The following is an 18436-nucleotide window of genomic DNA, read 5'->3' as shown; positions in this document are numbered from 1 at the left end:
GGTACTTGGGGGTATGTAAAAGGTCGTTCTCGCCGCCGAACTGCCCCTAACCTGAGGGTTTCACCATGCGCAGAGCACCCCGTGGGGGGATGCCGTTCGGAGGCATGGCTCTCCTCCTGGCGGAATGCGTCTCGGTTGCGTTCCTCTGTCTGCTGGCAAGCAGCATCCTTCTACGGCCCTCGATCGGACCGATGTGGGCCGCGAATCCGCACGGCGGGACATCGGCGGACTCCGGCGAAGACGAAACCGGCCGCATGCTCGAACGGCTGGACGCGATGGAATCGGCCCGCCTCGTCGTGCCGGCCGCGTTTCCTCGACCCGAAGAGTTCTCTCCGTTCGGAAAGGCGTTCAAGGACGGACCGGTCCGCGTCCCTGGTGACGCCCGCGGACACTTGCGGCTCAACCTCGGCGACCTGGATCCGAGGAATCCGGAGGCTTTCCTCGCGATCCTGCCCGCGGAGCTCCGTCTGGGAGAGAAGGAGAGGATCGGCCTGGGTCCGAAGGGGACCCTGGCCCACGGTCTGAACTACGCGATGCTTTCTCCGCAGGCGGCGTCCTCGAAGCCGCTGGACTCGATCCTCGAGGGGATCCGCGAATCGGCGCGTATCATCGGGTACCTGCCCAACGCCACGCTCCTGGTCTACACGGATTCGAACGGGCTCGGGCGCCTGCGCCAGGACCCGGACGTCGCCTTCTTCCTGGCGATGCCTCCGGGAGACAAGATAGCGATCGACACCGCCAGGCGGCCGCTCATCGAGAAGGCCCGCGCCCTCGACCCGAATCTGCTGCTCGAGGTGGCCCTGGTGCCGGGAAGCGACGCCGCATCGGTCCGTGATGCGCTGACACGTATCCCCGGTGTCGTGGACGTGGCCGACTACGGACCGGACGGGTCATCGTTCCTGGTGCGGGCCGACTACCGATCCCTCGGCAGGCTCGCCCGGATCCCCGAGATCCTGCACATCCAGGAAAGCCTGGAAATGATGACCCTCAATGCCAAGAACGTCCCCGCGGTCCAGGCGGGGTCGGCCCAGGAGACGAACCAGGCGAGGCCGTTCGACGATATCGGCGTCGACGGTGGCGGGATCGACACCAACAACGACGGCCAGCGGATCAACGACGGCTCGGACACCGTGCCGCCGCAGATCGTCGGAGTCCTGGACAACGGGATCAGCGCCGATACCCCGAGCTTCTCCCAGACGGCCACGCAGGTGAACGTGCCCGGTCACATCATCGGCCCGGCGCACCGGAAGATCCACTCGATCATCAACGTGCGAGACACCGGCAACGACTGCGACGGGACCTTGGACGGAGCCGGCAGCCACGGAAACGTCGTGGCCTCGGTCATCGCCGCCTGGCCGACCGGCGTCGGCGTGTTCGCCAGCCGATCCGGTATCGACGGCGCGGGCCGGGCGCGCAACGTCGACCTGGACGGCGTTGCACGCGGCGCGCGCATCATCGTCTCGGACATCGCCGACAGGAGCCGCTGCAACATCAACTCCCTGGTAGAGCGGGGCGGCAACGTCGATCCCGGCAGCCTGGCTGACCGCATGGCCGAGCTCATTTGTCCCAGGAGCGGCGGCACGGGGGCCTGTCTCGGTATCACCGGCGGCGGCACCGAGGTGCACCTGGCGGTGGCGCCGTTCGGAGCCCCCGACAACTTTTCGACGATGCAGTTTCAGGGAAGCGACGGCACCTATCCACAGCAGTCGGCCGACCTCGACACCTTCCTGTACAACAACCGCGACTTCCTGGTCGTCTCGCCGGCCGGCAACAGCGGGACGCTGATCAGCTCCAGCCGTGTCGACTCCTGGACTCCGCGGGTGATCCCCGATCTGTTCGACGGGACCGACACAGACGACTGCATACCGGCTCCGGCCGGCTCATGCGACCCCGCCGCCTTTACTCGCAGGAACGTTCAGATCCCTCCCCCCGCGACCGCCAAGAACGTCGTCGTCGTGGGAGCCACACGCTCCGACGAGTCCAGCTTCTTCAAGGATTTCGACAATCTGGCCAACATGGCGACCTATTCGTCGCGCGGCCCGGCGTCGCGCGAGTCGTTGAGGATGGCCCCGATCGTCGATGCGCCCTGCTGCGACCTGGGTCCCGGAGTCATGGATTTTTCGTCGGTGGCCGTCTTCCGCAGCCGCGACGACGACAACCTGGCCCCGGTCGACGCCCAGGTCGACGAGGGGAACTTCGGCTCGTCCTACTCGGCCGCCGCCGTCACGGGGGCCGCGGCCATCGTGCGCGACTACTTCGCCCAGGGAATGTATCCGGGCGAAGACCGGGCCCCGGCGAACCGGGTCCCGAACATCTCCGGCGCCCTGGTGAAGGCCGCGCTCGTCGCCTCGGCCCGGTTCACGACCAACATCCGGACCCCGGGCGAAGGCAACAAGACAACCCCCGACAAAATCTTGCGGCGGACCCGGGCCACCGACCTCGGAACGATCAACGGTTTCTCGATCGGGATCATGGGAAACAGCGAGCAGGGGTACGGCCGCGTCGTCCTGACGAACGTCCTGCCGCTGCCCGACTGGCCGGACGCCTTCCGTCTCGGGGGGGTCGATCCCGACAACGGCATCAGATGGACCGCCGGCAACACGCCGCCGGGACCTTCGCACTGGGAGCACCCGGCGCAGGGTCTCCTGGTCTGGGACGACATCGCCACGGCCGAGCCGGCGATCGACAATACGCACGTCTCGCAGACGCACACTTTCCGTGTGGCCAGCCCAGTGGTCGTTGGAGCCGCCGGCGCCGGGCTGGCCGTCGCCAGGGGACAGCTGCGCGTCGCCCTCGCCTGGACCGATCCCCCATCCCTGCCGGGCGGCGGCGGACCGCTGGTGAACGATCTCGACCTCCTGCTCGAGGGACCGGGGCCCGACAACTGTCTGTTCGACGGCGACGTCCGACCGGACGGGGTCGCCTGCGCCGCCGCGACGTGCGGTGCGGGAGGGTGCGCGTACGACAACCAATTCTACGATGGCAACAGCTACGGCAACACCCGGAATCCGTTCGTGGACCAGTGGTCGAGGGTGCGTCTCCAGGGGCAACCCGAGATCCACGACAAGCGGAATCCTCAGGAAGCGATCCACCTGAGCTTCGACCGCAACAACGACACGAGCCCGGCTGATTCGCAGATTCTCCTCGGCACCTGGAGGGTCACCGTCAAGAGAGGTCTGGGAGGAGCGGTGCCGGGGCAGATCGCGATCGCCGGTCCCAACGAAGACCTCAACGGCAACCGCCGCCTGGACGCAGGCGAGGACACGAACGCCAACGGCCTTCTGGACCTGGGGGGCCAGACGTACGCCCTTCTCGTCGCCGGCCCGGTGTTCCTGGCCGAAGCCGCGCCGTCACGCGGCCCGTCCAGTTTCCCGCAGAGCTCGGTCTCCCTCGACAAGTTCAAGTATTCGTGCGAGGACGCGGCGGTCGCGACGATCTTCGATTCGACGCCCGGAGCGGGCGCCGCCCGGTCGACCGGCTTCGCCACGTTCACCGTGAGGAACGCGGCCGGTGCCGTCGTCGACACCGAGACCGGTGTGGCCTTCACGGGAGGCACGTTCGCCGGCACTACGACGTCGTCTTCGTTGCCGGTGCGCTCCGTACCCTCGCCCGCCCCGAACAACGGCATCCTCGAGGCGGACACCGGAATGCAGCTCGTCGTGACCTACGCCCCGGCCGGCCAGGCCCCGGTCACCGCTTCGAGCAAGGTGGACTGCTCGCCCAATTTCGTCCCGGGTTACTTCACGATGCGGGGCAACCACGCGATCGGTCCGCAGACCGCCGTCGGCGGCGGCTGCGACAACGACGACAATCTCGACGCGGGCGAGGTCGTCACTTATGGCGTCGCCCTGACCAACCGCGGGCGCGACTGGCCCGGGGACAGGTCGGACGATTACCACGACGTCGTCGCCACGCTGACCCCCTCCGGGACCGGCGCCGCGGCGATCACCGTCATCGACTCGCCGAAGAGCCTCGGCCGCATCCCGCCCGGCCAGACGCAGGCGGCGTACTTCCACGTCTCGGTCAATGCCGCGGCCGCCAACTCCCTGGCCATCCCCAACCGCCAGGTGACCATGACCCTGACCCTCGACTCGCTGAACAAGGGGCGTCGCATCAGCCAGCAATCGTACGCGTTCACGAACGTCATCAACGCCGATCGCGAGACGCTGCATTACTCGACCGATTTCCCGGCGGGCGGGCGCCAGGTGCGCGACCTGAACCGCAACCTGGCGATCGATCGTCCCGATGTCATAGATCCCACGAGACTGTTCATCCTGCCGGACGAGGACGTCGTCTTCTCGTCCCTGTTCACGACGATCGGCCCGGGAAGCCCCATCGTCAGCAACAGGTGCGGGGAAGATCTGAATTGCAACGGGATCCTGGATCCGAACGAAGCCGACATCATCCCGGACGGGATTCTGGACCAGGGCATTCTAGCCTCCTCCACCGGGCCGTCGGCCGGCGACAAGGTTCCGTGGAACTTCGACAACAACAATGGCGGGTGGGTCTCCATCCGCCACCCGCAGAGCAACGTGGCCAACATCAGCCCGAATCCGATGTGGGAGTACAGGACCTCCGGTGTGTGCGGCTTCCAGACCTCCGGCGGGCTGAACAAGTACGGCATCTGGCACACTGGCGACGGCGACCCGAACACGCCCCCCGCAGGCGCCTCCTTCTGCGACAACTACGTCATTCCGAACTCCACGACGACCGAGAACAGGGTCGAGATCGCCTTCGATGTGCTGCAGTCTCCCATCATCGCCAAGGTCAACCAGCTCCCCGACGCGCGCGGCTTCCTCTACGGCGTTGAATTCCAGCGCCTGGGGGTGAACGTCAACGACGAGGTCTGGGACGCCGGCTACACCGGGATGGGGATGAACATCGACAACGACCTGGACAACGACACCGGCAACAGCTTCTTCGGCCAGGAGATGGACGACTACTACGCCCGTTACGGCGGCTGGCCGTACGGCACCATTTTCAACCTTGCCGCCGCGAACGGCTTCGGGTACGGCGGGATCGAGCCCCTCAGCTACTTCCCGTACCAGAGGACGTTCGGCCCCTTGATTGATCCGAATGGTGGCAGCCCTTACGATGGCGGGGGGGAGAGCGGCTTCACCGGGTACGTCTCTGCGACGAACGGTGGCGTTACCCGCAGTTCTCCCATCCCGCCGGCCCCTCCCGACTACTTGAAGTTCCCTCTGCCGGGCGCCACCGTCCCTGGAGTCTGCGAAGGCGGCCTGGACCCGGGCGCTCCGTGCCAATCGAACGCGGACTGCTCCGGCGGCAACACCTGCACGCTCGAGGGGATCACGATCGCCGGACCGGTGCGGAATTTCGAGGGGACGCTCAACGGCTTCGAGGGCGGGTTCGCGAGCGAAACACGGGTCGGCACCACGGCGCCCGAATCCGGTAACTCGGGGAAGATCCTCGTTTCAGGTCCGGCCGGTAACCGCTGGGGGATCGCCTTCGGCTTCTGGAGCATCGAATCGCTGTCGCTGGCCAGGGACTACGGGTTCGGCATCGATGACGTGGTCTTCGAGTGGGACGAGTTCCACCCGAAGGACGAGTCGGCCTTCGTCCCGGCCCACACGCCGGCCTGCAGCCGGTTTGGAACGCCGGGGAATCCCGCCGGCGGTCAGTGCGCCACGATCACCGTCGACCGCACCAGCCTGTACGAGTGCGAAGAGTCGGTCGAGGTCACCGTGGACGACCCGAAGCTGCCAGCCGGACAGCCCGGTTGCCCCGGTGGGAATTGCGTCCAGGTCATGATCGTCACGGACAGCGATGCCGACATCTTCTCCACGTCCCGGTTCAGCGTTCTGAAGCCGAATGCCAAGCGGTACACGCTGCCGGCGGTCGAGGGACAGCCCGGTCTGTACAGGGGCAGCGTCACGTTCTCGGGAACGTCCAACTCGCCCAACAACGTCTTCGCCCAGGCGGGCACTGACCAGCAGTTCATCGTCTACTACCTCGACCCGAACTGCGACGGCGACGGTGACGGTCAGGCGGGGGAAGCCCTGTTCGACAACCTGGACGGTGACGGCGTCAACTCCGCGGCAGACAACTGTGCTCTGATCTACAACCCCACGCAGGCGGACGCCGATGGCGACGGCATCGGCGACCTGTGCGACAACTGCGTGAGCATCGCCAACCCCGGCCAGCAGGACGCCGATGCGGATGGCGTGGGGGACGCGTGCGATTTCGACGACCTGGACGGCGACGGTGTCGCGAACAAAGTGGACGACTGTCCCGACGTCTACAATCCCAGCCAGGCCGGTATCTGCTCGGGAGGGTCAACTCCTGGAGCGAACTGCCTGGCGGACGCTGGCTGTGCGGGAGGCGGTACCTGCCGCGGCTTCGCGTGCTCGAGCGGTACGCAGGACCTGGACGGCGACGGGCGGATGGACAACGCCGACAACTGCGTCCTGACGCCTAACTTCAACGGGCTGCCCGCCGCGGAAAGGCAGAGGGACTCGGATGGGGACGGCCTCGGCGACGCCTGCGACGGCGACTGCGCGGGCATCACCGTCGTGCACCTCTGCAGCAACGCCCCGGCCACCTCCTGCGCCAGCAGCGTGGACTGCCCCGCCGGCGGCACGTGCCAGACCGCCGTCCGCCACACGCCGTCGTCGACCGCCTGCTCGCCTGTCGATGACGACGCGGACGTCGACGGGGTGCCCGACACTGTGGACGACTGCCCCGACATCGCCAACCCGGCGATCATTCCGGGCACGTTCCGGCAGCTCGACAGCGACCGCGACGGTCTGGGGGATGCCTGCGACCCGGCCGGGTCCCTGGACGATGATTTCGACGGCATCCCGGACGACCTGGTCACCTTCGCCGGCACCGTCGCCTGCCAGAGTGCACCCTTGGGGAATCTCTCGGTCCTGCACGTGAGCTATCAGGATATCGACGGCGACCACGATCTCTTCCCCGACCCGGGGGAGACCGGGCTGGTGCAGGTCCGCATCCAGAACAACGGGGCCGCCCTCACCGGCGCCTCCTTCGTCCTGTCCTCCTCCGACCCGAACGTCGATTGCATCACCTTCCCGAGAATCACGGTCGGGTCGGTGCCGGCGGGCGGGTCGGTCCTGATCGGGAGCCTGACCCCTCTTCAGGCCGGCTCGAGCTTCACGTTCAGGACGGGGAATGGTCTGCAGAGCGTCCCAGGTGCCTTCGCCAGTCTCCACCTTTGCGTCACGGTGAACTCCAACGAGGTGCTGGGAGGGACCGCCTGCTTCAACATTCTTGGCGACCTGGATCTGCCGCCAGGGGCGACCCAGACCTTCATCGCCGGGCCGGACGGCGTGTTCGGCTCCCCCGACGACGGCACGTTGCACGAGACCTTCGACGTGGATCGCGACGGCGACGGTGTGATGTCGAGCGCCGACACGTTCCGCCTGCTGGATGCAGGCACCGGCCTGGTCGGCCACGGCACTTACATCCATGGCAGCGTAACACCCGGCGACGACGCCCTGACGGGGATCGCCTGCGGCGGATACAAGACGCCGGCAGAGGGGAACGCCGCGTGCATCCTCGACCCGGACTTCCCGATGGACTGGCACTTCCACTGCCCGCCGAGCGCCACCAACTGCCCCAACACCGAACCGGGAGGGTTCGCGGCGAGCGGCCACACGGGATGCGTCGGCGGCTGCTCCTACCGGACTCCCGACGACGGACGGAGGGCCTTCTCACCCCCCAACTCGCTGCACATGGGGGCGCACTTCGACGCCCATTCGTTCGCAGCCGGCGACACGATGCACCTGCGCACCTTGCAGGCGTTCCAGTCGAACCCGATCAACCTGGCGTTCATCCCCCGCGGCGCGTCCGACCTGAAACTTTCGTTCTGGCACATCGTCGACCTGGTCGGGTCGGACTCACTAAGCGCCTTCGGGCGAGTGTGCCACGATTGCAGCCAGCTCCAGGCTCAGATCGACCGCAACCACGACCCGGCCGTGGACGACTGGGGTCCGTGGGAAACGCTCGCGCCGTTCCAGAACACCTATGACAAGAGGGAGCGGGCCTGGAGCCTTTTCGGCCCGCAGTACTGTGACATCACGCCGACCGACACCGGGACGGCCCCGCCCAACCCGCGCGGGGTGCACGAGACGATGTGCTTCCCCGAGGCCGCCTGGTCGCACTGCGGCAGCGCCGGGGGTACGGGATCGAGCCAGGCGTTCAATTGTTCCGGCGGTGTGGTCGATCCCGGCGGCACGGGCGTCTGGGTGCAATCGAAGTTCGATCTGGCGAGTTTCCTCGGTCAGAGGATCCGGATCCGCTGGATCGCCAACACCTGGAGTCTCGACAATCACTCCTCGTCGTATTGGGAGTTCGGCCCCGGATGGAGCGATACCCCCCACGACGACGGCTGGTGGCTGGACGATATCGACATCACCGGCGTCGTCACGATGCAGGTGACGCCCGACCCGGACACGAAGCCGCCGGTGGCGGGCTCCTGCCCCGCCACGGCGGCCGAAAACTGCGACGAGAATGCGTCGGGCACCGACAACGGGACTCTCCCACGGATCGCGATCACCGACCTCGACGGCAACCCGTTCGGAGCGGGGCGAGTGCCGGTCGCGGGCCAGTCGATCCGCGTCTCGGCGGCCGACTCGACCATCCCGGGCGGATGCGCCGACGGCGGCGTGCAGTTCCGCTTCAGCAAGAACGGTGTCGTCGTTCAGGACTGGAGCGGCAACGCATCTTTCCTCGACACCGCCACAGAGTACAGCCCGACCTACTCGGTCCTGGTCCGCTGCAGCTCGGACACGACCTGCACCAGTCTCGCCGGCGCGTCGGTGACGGCGGCGATCTACGACGGAGCGAATGGCGGGTCGGACGGCGACATCGTCTTTGGCTGGCAGCACGGCGCCTTCGATCCCCGTTTCGGCGTGGTCTATGGAGGGACCTGCCCCTCGTCCAGCCCGACGCCGGGGATCTGGTGCGATGCAGCCAACCGGTGCGTCGGCGGGACGAGCCAGGGGGGCGTCTGCACAGCCAACGCCGATTGCGGCGCGGGGGGCGTCTGCGCCGGCGCCTGCGGCGGCGCTTGCGCGGGCGGTCCGACGTCCGGGGCCGCCTGCAGCGTGGACACCCAGTGCGGTGCAGGGGGAGCGTGCTCCGCCCCATGCGGCAATCCCGGGTCGACGCTGACGACGCTCAACCTGGATTCACCGGGGGGAGCCGGACCGGTCGACGTGTACAGGGGAGTCATCGCGACCCAGGCCACCGGGAACGGATTCGTGGGGAACGGTCCCGGCTGGCAGCACACCGGAACCACGTGCTTCAGCAACAATCTCGCCGTCGTGGCGACGAACGCCACGACCGGTCCGCTCGATCAGAGCGTCGATCCGAACCCGGTCCTGGGGAGCGCGACCTTCTACCTCGCCAACGCCTCGCCGGCGAACGTGCTCAACGGCGCCTTCGGCTGCGTCAATCCCGGCCGCTGCTTCGGGGGCGGGACGCCGAACGCCGCCTGCGGCGTGAACGCGCCGTGCGCCGGAGGCGGCATCTGCCTGAGCCTCGATCTGGCGGGGCCGCTGCAGAACAATCCGCTCAGTTCCGGGTTCGGCTGTCCGGCCGCGACCCCGTCACCGTACAGGGTGAACAGCTCCGCGGCACCGGCCGCGGCGCTGGTCTGCCAGCCCTGAGAGAGGCCCGCGGCCGCCGGAAGGCGCGCCGCGGGCCCGATTCCTTTTACATCTCTTTACACCGCCGGCCTCGTCCCGCGCTTCGAGCTGTGGTCTGCTGGTGCGCTTCGTTCTTCTCTCCAGGCGGGGTCATCTCAGGTGCGAGCGCGCGGCGGTCCCGGAGTCGGGCTGGTCCTCGGAGCCATGATCCTGCTCCCCTCGTCCGCGCCCGCATCGGCTGCCCAGGCTCCAGGCGCGGCGGCACCGTCCGAGCCGACGCTGGTGTTCACCATCCCGCGCGCCAGCACGCCGTACTCCTGGGTCATGTGACGGCGCACCGGTCCGCGGCCCATGCCATTACTCGGACAGGCTCCTAAGATAGAATGCATGTGTCATGAAGCGATCCGTGGCGGTCCTGGTCCTCTCCGTGTGGGCCGGCCTGTTGCCGGCGGCGGCCGCGCGCCCCAATCACCTCCTGGGACAGTCGAGCCCCTACCTCCTGCAGCACGTCCAGAACCCGGTCGACTGGTATCCCTGGGGCGAGCAGGCCCTCCGGAAGGCCGGGAAAGAGGACAAGCCGATCTTCCTCTCGATCGGCTACTCCGCCTGCCACTGGTGTCACGTCATGGAGCGGGAGGCGTTCTCCGACACGGGGGTGGCGCGCTTCCTGAACGAGCACTTCGTGTCGATCAAGGTGGACCGCGAGGAGAGACCGGACCTCGACGCCCTCTACATGAGCGCCGTGCTGGCGATGACCGGCCGGGGCGGCTGGCCGATGACCGTCTTCCTGACGCCGGAACGGAAGCCCTTCTTCGGCGGGACGTACTTCCCGACCGGGAGCTTCCAGAAGCTCATCGAGTCGATCGCCGACGGGTGGACGAACCGCCGGCAGGAGCTGCTCTCCTCGGCCGGCGTGATCGCCTCGATGCTCGAGGATCTGCAGAACACCGCACCGCCCGCGTCCGGTGGCGGCGACGCCTCCCCGGATCCCCTGGCGCAGGCCACGGCCGCCTGGAAGACCTCCTTCGACCGGGCCAACGGCGGTTTCGGGTCGGCGCCCAAGTTTCCGCCGCACGGCGCGCTCCTGGTCCTGCTCGAGACCTACCGGACGACAGGCGACGCGCAGGCGCTGGACATGGTGACGCGCACCCTCGACGCCATGGACCGGGGCGGGATCCACGATCAGATCGGAGGCGGCTTCCATCGCTACTCGACCGACGAGAAGTGGCTCCAGCCGCACTTCGAGAAGATGCTCTACGACAACGCGCTCCTCGTGCCGGTCTATCTCGAAGCCTGGAAGGCCGGCGGACAGGAGGAGCTCAGGCGCGTCGCCGAGGAGACGATCGGCTGGGTGACCCGCGACCTGAGCGATCCGGGGGGCGGCTTCTACGCGACGCTCGACGCCGACACCGAAGGTGAGGAGGGGCGCTATTACATCTGGTCACGGCCGGACATCGAGAAGGTGGTCGGACCGCCCGACGGAGCGCTCGTCGCCGACTATTTCGGCGCCACGGTGACCGGCAATCTCGGCGGTGGCCGCAACATCCTGAACGTGCCGCTTCCGCCCGCGGAGTTTGCCGCGCGGCACGGCCTGGAGCCGGCAGCGCTCGCGGGGAAGGTCAAGCGGGCCCGCGCCCGGCTCCTGCAGGCCCGCGGGCGACGACCCGCCCCGCGCCGCGACGACAAGATCCTCGCGGGCTGGAACGGTCTGATGATCAGCGCCTGCGCGCGCGCCTACTCGATGACCGGAAACGACGCCTACCGGCAGGCGGGGGAACGGGCGGCGCGCTTCGTGCTCGGAAATCTTCTCAAGGACGGTGTCCTCCGGGTGTCGTGGCGCCAGGGGAAGGTCGGTCCGCCGGGGTTCCTCGACGACCACGCCTTCCTGGCGCGCGGCCTGCTCGACCTGTACGACGCGACCGGCAAAAGCGTCTACCGGGACGAGGCGGCGCGTCTCGTGCGCTCCGCGGAGCGTTTCAGCGATCGGGACCGCGGCGGGTTTTTCCTGTCCGCGGCTGAGCAGAAGGATCTGATCGTCCGTCCCAAGAGCATCCTGGACGACGCCCTGCCGTCCGGCAACGCCGTCATGGCGGAGTGTCTCCTGCGTCTGTCGCGCGCGCTCGGGGATGCGGCGCTGGGGGCCCAGGCGCGGCGGACTCTCGACCTGGCCGCTCCGTACGTGGACAAGTATCCGACCTCGTCTCCCTACATGCTGCTCGCCGCGCGTCTCGGCGGGCCCGGGGACCTCCCCGCGGTCGAGCCGGCGACCTTGAAGAGCATGGCGAGGGAGGCGCCGGTCCTCGCGAAGTCCGCGCTCACCGCCGCGGGCGAGGACAAGGCGCCGTCCGGAGCACCCGGGGACCGGGTCATCACCGGAACCGTCGTTGGCCGCGCCAATCCGCAGCGCGTCGTGACGACCGATCTGACCGCGCCCGACCGCCCCGTGCGTCCGGGGCAGGCGGTGACCGTGTCGATCCGTCTGGACATCCAGCAGGGCTGGCACGTCAACTCGCACACGCCCAATCTCGAGTACCTGATCCCGACCAAGGTCGAGTTTCCCGAACCGTCGGGCGCTCGCATCGACCAGGTGATCTATCCCGAGGCGCACTTGGTGACCTTGAAGTTCGCGGACACGAAACTGTCGGTCTATGAGGGGAAGAACACGATCCGCGCGACTCTCCGCCCGGCGCGCGACGGCGCCCCGGGGAAGCAGGCGGTGCGCGCCCGCCTGACCTACCAGTCGTGCAGCGACACGACCTGCCTGGCGCCCGAGACGGTCGAGTTCGTCGTCCCGATCGTGGTCGAGGGGGAGCCGGTCCCGGCGTCGGAGATCGGCCCGCCCGCGTCGACGGAGCCGACAGGCGCGCCGGAGGGAGCGTCCGGTCTCGCGGCCGTCCGGAAGGAGCGCGGACTTCTCGCCCTTCTCGGCCTGGTGTTCGTCGGCGGACTGGCCTTGAACCTCACCCCGTGCATCTATCCGATGATCCCGGTGACCATCGGCTTCTTCGCATCGCAGTCGAGCGCGGGCTGGCTCCGGCGCGTCGCACTTCCGTCCCTGTATGTCCTCGGGATGGCGCTCACGTACTCCGTCCTCGGCATCGTCGCGGGTCTGTCCGGCGGGCTCCTGGGCTCCACTCTGCAGAATCCCTTCATCGTAGGTGCGCTGGTCGTCCTGTTCGTGATCATGGCGCTCGGCATGTTCGGTCTGTTCGAGCTGCGCCTGCCGGGGGCCGTCACCCGGCTGGGCGGCGGCCGACGCGGGCCGCTGGGCGCCCTGGTGATGGGTCTCACGATGGGACTCGTCGCGGCTCCCTGCATCGGGCCGTTCGTCGTCGGGCTCCTGGCCTTCGTCGGCGCCGCCGCGAGCCCGGTTCTCGGCTTCTGGCTGTTCTTCGTGATGGCCGTCGGCATGGGTCTCCCGAACCTGGTGCTCGGCGTCTTCTCCGGCTCCCTCGCGAGCCTCCCGCGCTCCGGGGAGTGGCTGGTCTACGCCAAGAAGGTGATGGGGATCGGCATGCTCGCGGTGGCGCTCTATTTCCTGCAGCCGTTCCTCAAGGACCGTCTCATGGGTGTTCTCGTCGTGATGTTCGCCCTCGCCGCCGGGGTGTACATCGGATTCCTGGAGAAGACACGCATGGCGTCGCGTCTGTTCCCGGCGCTCAAGGCGCTCGTCGGAGCGGCGCTGATCGCGGGAGGGATCTGGTTCTCGGTGCCGCTCCTCGCCGCGCGCGCGGACGCGGGATGGGTGCCCTATTCCTCCGAGGCCCTGGCGAGCGCCGGGAAGGACGGCCGCCCGGTTCTCATCGACTTCTCGGCGGAATGGTGTCTCGCCTGCAAGGAGCTGGAACGGTTCACCTTCACGGACCCGCGCGTTCTCGATGAGGCGCGACGCTTCACGCTCCTCAAGGCCGACCTGACTCAGTTCGAGTCGCCGGAGGTGCGGCAGACCCGCGACCGTTTCGACGTGGTCGGTCTCCCGACGCTGGTGTTCATCGACGGGCAGGGGAACGAGCGCAAGGACCTGCGCGTCTACGGCTTCGAGGACGCGCCGGCGTTCCTCGCCCGCATGCGCCAGGTCCGGTGACGAACCTCTTCGATCGCCTCGAGTGCCCGCGCTGCTTGACGCGGAAGCCGGACGCGGCGCTCCTGTGCGAGTGCGGCTCGCCGCTCCTGGCGCGCTATCGCGCCGCGGAAGGGCGCGGCAGCCTCCTCAAGGAGCACCTGCAGGGCCGGCCCCCCACGCTGTGGCGCTACGCCGAGATGCTGCCGGACGTCCCGCCGATCTCCCTGGGGGAGGGTCTCACGCCGCTCCTGCACGCGCGCCGCCTGGGAGCCGAGCTGGGGTTGCCCTCTCTGTACATCAAGGACGAGGCGGTCAATCCCACCGGCTCGTTCAAGGCGCGCGGCATGACGGTCGCCGTGTCGGTCGCCGCGGCGCGCGGCGTGCGCGTGGCGGCCGCCCCCTCGGCGGGGAACGCCGGCTCGGCCCTGGCGGCCTACGGCGCGCGGGCCGGGATGCAGGTGCACCTGTTCCTGCCCGAGACGACGCCGCGCCCCTTCGTGCTGGAGGCGCAGCGCTTCGGCGCGCGCGTCCGTCTCGTGCCGGGCTCGATCGCCGACGCGGGCCGGGTGATGCGCGCGACACTCGGGCCCGCGGACAAAGACGGCGGCTGGTTCGATGTCTCCACCCTGCGCGAGCCGTTCCGCGTCGAAGGGAAGAAGACCATGGGGTACGAGATCGCCGAGCAGATGCAGTTCCGCCTCCCGGACGTCATCGTCTACCCGACGGGCGGCGGGACGGGTCTCATCGGGATGTGGAAGGCCTTCGAGGAGATGGAGGCGCTGGGCTGGATCGGGCCGGCGCGCCCGCGCCTGATCTCGGTGCAGGCGGCGGGCTGCGCGCCGATCGTGCGCGCCTTCGAGTCGGGACAGGAGACGGCCGAGGCATGGGCCGATCCGGTCACCGCGGCCTCGGGCCTGCGGGTCCCGTCCTCCCTCGGCGACCGACTTATATTGACGACGCTGCGCGCCAGCGGTGGCGCGGCCGTGGCGGTGGAGGATCGTGAGATGATCGAGGCGGCCTCCCTCCTCGCCTCGCGCGAGGGGATCGATGCCTGCCCGGAGGGGGGCGCCGCGCTCGCCGCCGTGAGGCGACTGGCCGCCGCGAAATCGATCGCGACGGACGACACGATCGTGGTCTTCAACACCGGCTCAGGACTGAAATATTTCAGCTAGGGGGCCCGCGGGTCTCCGGTGTCCGTCGGAGGAGGTCGAGCATGCGCAAGGAGTGGGTCGACAGCGTGTTCCGGATCGGTGCGTTTGCCTGGGCCGTCGCCGTTCTCCTGCTCGTCGCGTCCGCCTCGACCGCCGGCGCGGGCGGGCCCGCCGGAAGGGCTCGGAGGCCGCCGCCGGCGCCGCAGGCCTCTCCGTCCCCTCAGGCCTCGCCCGCTCCCGCGTCCACTCCCGCCGCAGAGGCCTCCCCCTCGCCCGCACCGGCGACCGCGCCGCAGGAGGAGCCGCCGCCGCGCATCATCCGCACCGTCTGCACGGATCACGTGTGCGGCGGCTGCGACGGGAAATGCCGCAAGACCAGCGGTCACGTGGCGATCGACAAGAAGGGACACTGCGCCTGCACGCCGACGGAGGGGAGCGCCCTCGATCGGGCCGTGCGCCAGGCGTACGAGAGGCGTCTCCCCCAGTGAGGCGCAGGCCGGCTGCCCGTCGCGGTGCCGCCGCGCGAGCGCGCGGCAGGCGTCCTCCCGGCCCGGACCGCGCGCGTATCTTGAAGGCGGCGCGTCTTCTGCTCCAGGGGATCGGCGAGACGGCTCTCAAGAGCGATCAGCGCGCCACGCCCCGTCGCGTGGCCGAGACCTGGACCGCGGATATCGTGTCCGGCTACCGGGCCGACCCGGCGCGCATCCTCGGGAAGACCATCCCGTCGTCCGGCCACGACATGGTCGTAGTGCGGGACATCCCGTTCACCTCGGTATGCGTGCACCATCTCCTGCCGTTCCAGGGGACGGCGCACGTCGCCTACGTTCCCGGCGCCCGGCTGGTCGGCCTGTCGAAGATCACCCGCGCGGTGGACGCCCTGGCGCGGCGCCTGCAGCTCCAGGAACGGCTGACGCGGCAGGTGGTGGACGCGCTGGCGAGCGCGCTGCGCCCGCTGGGCGCCGCCTGCACCATGGACGCCGAGCACCTCTGCATGACCCTTCGCGGCGCGCGGAAACGCGGGGCCCGCGTCGTCACCTTCGCCGGCACCGGCGTGTTCCGATCGAGCCCGGGTCTGAGGGCCGAATTTCTGCGCCTCGCCGGCCGCGGCGCGTCGTCGCGGGCGCGCAGGTGAGTCCCGTGCGGCGTGCTAGACTCCCGTCCCCGATGACGCGCTCGATCCGCAACGCGGCGATCCTCTCCTTCCTCATGGTCCTCGGGGCGGGCGCCGTCTCCAGTCGCGTCGGCGGGCCGGAGCAGGCGCCCCAGCCGACTCCCGCGCCCTCCGCTTCGCAGACGCCCGCACCGGTCGCCCCGCGCCCGGCCCCGACGTCCCGTCCGGTCCTGCTCGCCCCGTCCGGACCCAAAGTGCGTATCGGGCTGGGCACGGACCCGGTCAAGGTGCGCGTGTCCGCGGACGGCGGGATCGTCGTGCGCGACCCGGTCAAGAAGCAGCCGGTCTGGAAGAAGAAGTTCGACCGCGGGATCTACCTCGTGAGCGAGGTGTCGGGCGGCGGCGAGCCGGGAGTGATCTATCGCGTGCAGGTGGCGTCGTTCGCCGGCAAGGAGCAGGCCGAGGCCAAGAAGAGCGAGCTCGAGACTCTGCTCCCCGGCGAAAAGGTCCTCCTGGTCTACAACCCCGACCGCCGCTCCTGGCGCGTCCGGGTGGGGGAGTTCCTGTCCCGCGAGGACGCCGCGCAGCTGGCCCAGCGGCTCGGCGAGGAGGGGTTCAACGAGCTGTGGATCTCGGACGAGGGGCGCACCGTCGGCGGGCGGTTGCGGGTCCGCCTGGTCGACGATCGCTGGCGCAACTTTCTCACGGGCTACGATCGCGTGCTGATCCAGCCGGCCCGCCCCGGGGCGCTCCTGCGGGTCGATCAGAACCTGTACCGCGGCCAGCTGGAGGCGCGCGTCGGCAAGGGGGGGAACCTCCAGCTGATCAACGAGCTCGACATGGAGGACTACCTGCGCGGGGTCGTCCCGAACGAAATGGGTCCGGGCGTCTACCCGGAGCTGCAGGCGCTCAAGGCCCAGGCGGTGGCGGCGCGGACCTACATCGTCGCCAACCTGGGTGTGTATGGCGACGACGGCTTCGACGTGTGCGACAGCGCGCAGTGCCAGGTCTACAAGGGGGCGGGGACGGAGCATCCGCTCACCGACCAGGCGGTGGACGAGACGCGCGGAATGATCCTGACCTACAGCGGCCGCCCGATCAACGCGCTCTACACGTCGACCTGCGGCGGCCACACCGAGGACGGTCAGCTCGTCTTTCCGGAGGAGAAAGGGCCGTACCTGAAGGGCGTGACGTGCTACCCCGAGGTCGAGGCGGAGAGCCGGACGCTGGCGGGGCGATCCTGGATCGACCCGGTCCTCCTGGAGGACGGGTCGCCGGTGAACGAGGAGATCACGCTTCTCAAGACCGTCGGCATCGTCGGCGGCGAGGGCTTCAACCGCGCCTTCCTGATGGTCCAGGCGGACGCGGAGGAGGTCCAGCGCTGGAGCACGTCCGCGTTCGGCCTGGTGGGGAAGACCCCGTCCCAGGACGGCCTCAAGGGAACGCCGCAGATGCACGAGCTGGCGGGATATTTCATCCGCTCGCTGGGCTGGAACGAGAAGCTGCAGCTGTCGCTGGACGAGCAGGACCTGCCGTATCTCCTGGCTTTCAAGGATCGCGACGAGGTGCCGAAGGAGGCGCAGCGGCCCTACGCCATGCTGATCCTGGAGGGCATCCTGCAGCCGTTCCATGACAATACCCTGAGGCCGCACCACAACCCCTCGCGCGGCCTCGTGCTGCGCTCGCTGTATCGCATCCTCGACTACTACGCTGCGCTGGGCCAGGTGAAGGCGACCTACCGCGGCTGGGACGGCGATCGGATTCTCCTGGAAGTGAAGCAGGACGTGCAGTCGCTGCCCATCAAGTCGGACGTCGCCCTGTTCCGGTCGTTCCGCGATGTGTCCTATCCGGCGCCGAGCCTGCCCCTGGTTCTCGGCGATCGCATCGTCTACCACACGACGCGCGACGGCGCCGTCGACTATCTCAAGGTCATCGCGAACCAGAGAGGCGTGAGCGACGATCGCTATTCCACCGCCTACAGATGGGAGCAGCGCTACACCCGGACCGAGCTCGAGAACCTCATCGGGCAGCGCCTCAACGCCGGCACGCTGAAGGACATCGAGCCGACGCGTCGCGGAGTGAGCGGCCGGGTGGTGGAGATCAAGATCAGCGGCAGCAAGGGCACGTTCTACATCCGCGGCTTCCGCATTCGCACCGCCCTCGGCATCCGCGAGAACCTGTTCACGCTGGATCGCACGTTCGGCACGGACGGCCAGGTCGAATCGTTCATCTTCAGCGGCAAGGGGTGGGGGCACGGGGTCGGCCTCTGCCAGGTCGGCGCGTACGGCATGGCGCTGCGCGGCAAGTCGTACGAGGACATCCTGCACCACTACTACAACGGCGTGGAGATCGTGAGGCGCGCGCAGCCCTGAGCCTCGGCGCGCGGTCGCCTCGGGGCTCGGTTGACCGGCTGGCTGTGGCCGGACGATAATCACGGCCGCTGACTCCTTCCCGGAACCCGGCGTACGGTCGTCGAGGC

At 68.9% G+C, this 18436-nt stretch carries 7 protein-coding genes; all 7 read left to right on the top strand.

Annotated features, from left to right (window positions below; genetic code table 11):
- Positions 1-65: 65 nt before the first annotated feature.
- The 7 genes from VEW47_04960 to VEW47_04930 all read left to right on the top strand — a co-directional run bounded on the left by VEW47_04960 (position 66) and on the right by VEW47_04930 (position 18329).
- A complete protein-coding gene (locus VEW47_04960; protein HYS04525.1) occupies positions 66-9653 on the top strand; it encodes a thrombospondin type 3 repeat-containing protein in 9588 nt (3195 codons plus the stop codon).
- 138 nt (positions 9654-9791) lie between these two features.
- Positions 9792-9962 (top strand): hypothetical protein, encoded by a 171-nt coding sequence (locus VEW47_04955; GenBank protein HYS04524.1) that lies wholly within the window; start codon positions 9792-9794, stop codon positions 9960-9962.
- Positions 9963-10026: 64 nt separating this feature from the next.
- Positions 10027-13716, top strand: coding sequence for a DUF255 domain-containing protein (locus VEW47_04950; GenBank protein HYS04523.1), 3690 nt, complete (start codon positions 10027-10029; stop codon positions 13714-13716).
- Positions 13713-14867: a threonine synthase gene (locus tag VEW47_04945; protein ID HYS04522.1), complete on the top strand. Its 1155-nt coding sequence runs from the start codon at positions 13713-13715 to the stop codon at positions 14865-14867. Before VEW47_04950 ends, VEW47_04945 begins: the two co-directional genes overlap by 4 nt.
- 41 nt (positions 14868-14908) lie before the next feature.
- The gene (locus VEW47_04940) at positions 14909-15334 is read left to right on the top strand and encodes a hypothetical protein (GenBank protein ID HYS04521.1); all 426 of its coding nucleotides are present in this window, start codon (positions 14909-14911) and stop codon (positions 15332-15334) included.
- Positions 15331-15978: a GTP cyclohydrolase I gene (gene folE, locus VEW47_04935; GenBank protein HYS04520.1), complete on the top strand. Its 648-nt coding sequence runs from the start codon at positions 15331-15333 to the stop codon at positions 15976-15978. Before VEW47_04940 ends, folE begins: the two co-directional genes overlap by 4 nt.
- 32 nt (positions 15979-16010) lie before the next feature.
- A complete protein-coding gene (locus VEW47_04930) occupies positions 16011-18329 on the top strand; it encodes a SpoIID/LytB domain-containing protein (protein ID HYS04519.1) in 2319 nt (772 codons plus the stop codon).
- Positions 18330-18436: the final 107 nt, after the last annotated feature.

This window comes from Candidatus Dormiibacterota bacterium (assembly GCA_035635555.1).
Classification (GTDB): domain Bacteria; phylum Acidobacteriota; class Polarisedimenticolia; order Gp22-AA2; family Gp22-AA2; genus Gp22-AA3.
This window is presented reverse-complemented; position numbering and strand designations above follow the sequence as displayed.

Coding starts and splice junctions, on each gene's coding strand:
- VEW47_04960 (HYS04525.1), top strand. CDS start 66: ATGCGCAGAGCACCCCGTGGGGGGATGCCGTTCGGAGGCATGGCTCTC.
- VEW47_04950 (HYS04523.1), top strand. CDS start 10,027: ATGAAGCGATCCGTGGCGGTCCTGGTCCTCTCCGTGTGGGCCGGCCTG.
- VEW47_04940 (HYS04521.1), top strand. CDS start 14,909: ATGCGCAAGGAGTGGGTCGACAGCGTGTTCCGGATCGGTGCGTTTGCC.
- VEW47_04930 (HYS04519.1), top strand. CDS start 16,011: ATGACGCGCTCGATCCGCAACGCGGCGATCCTCTCCTTCCTCATGGTC.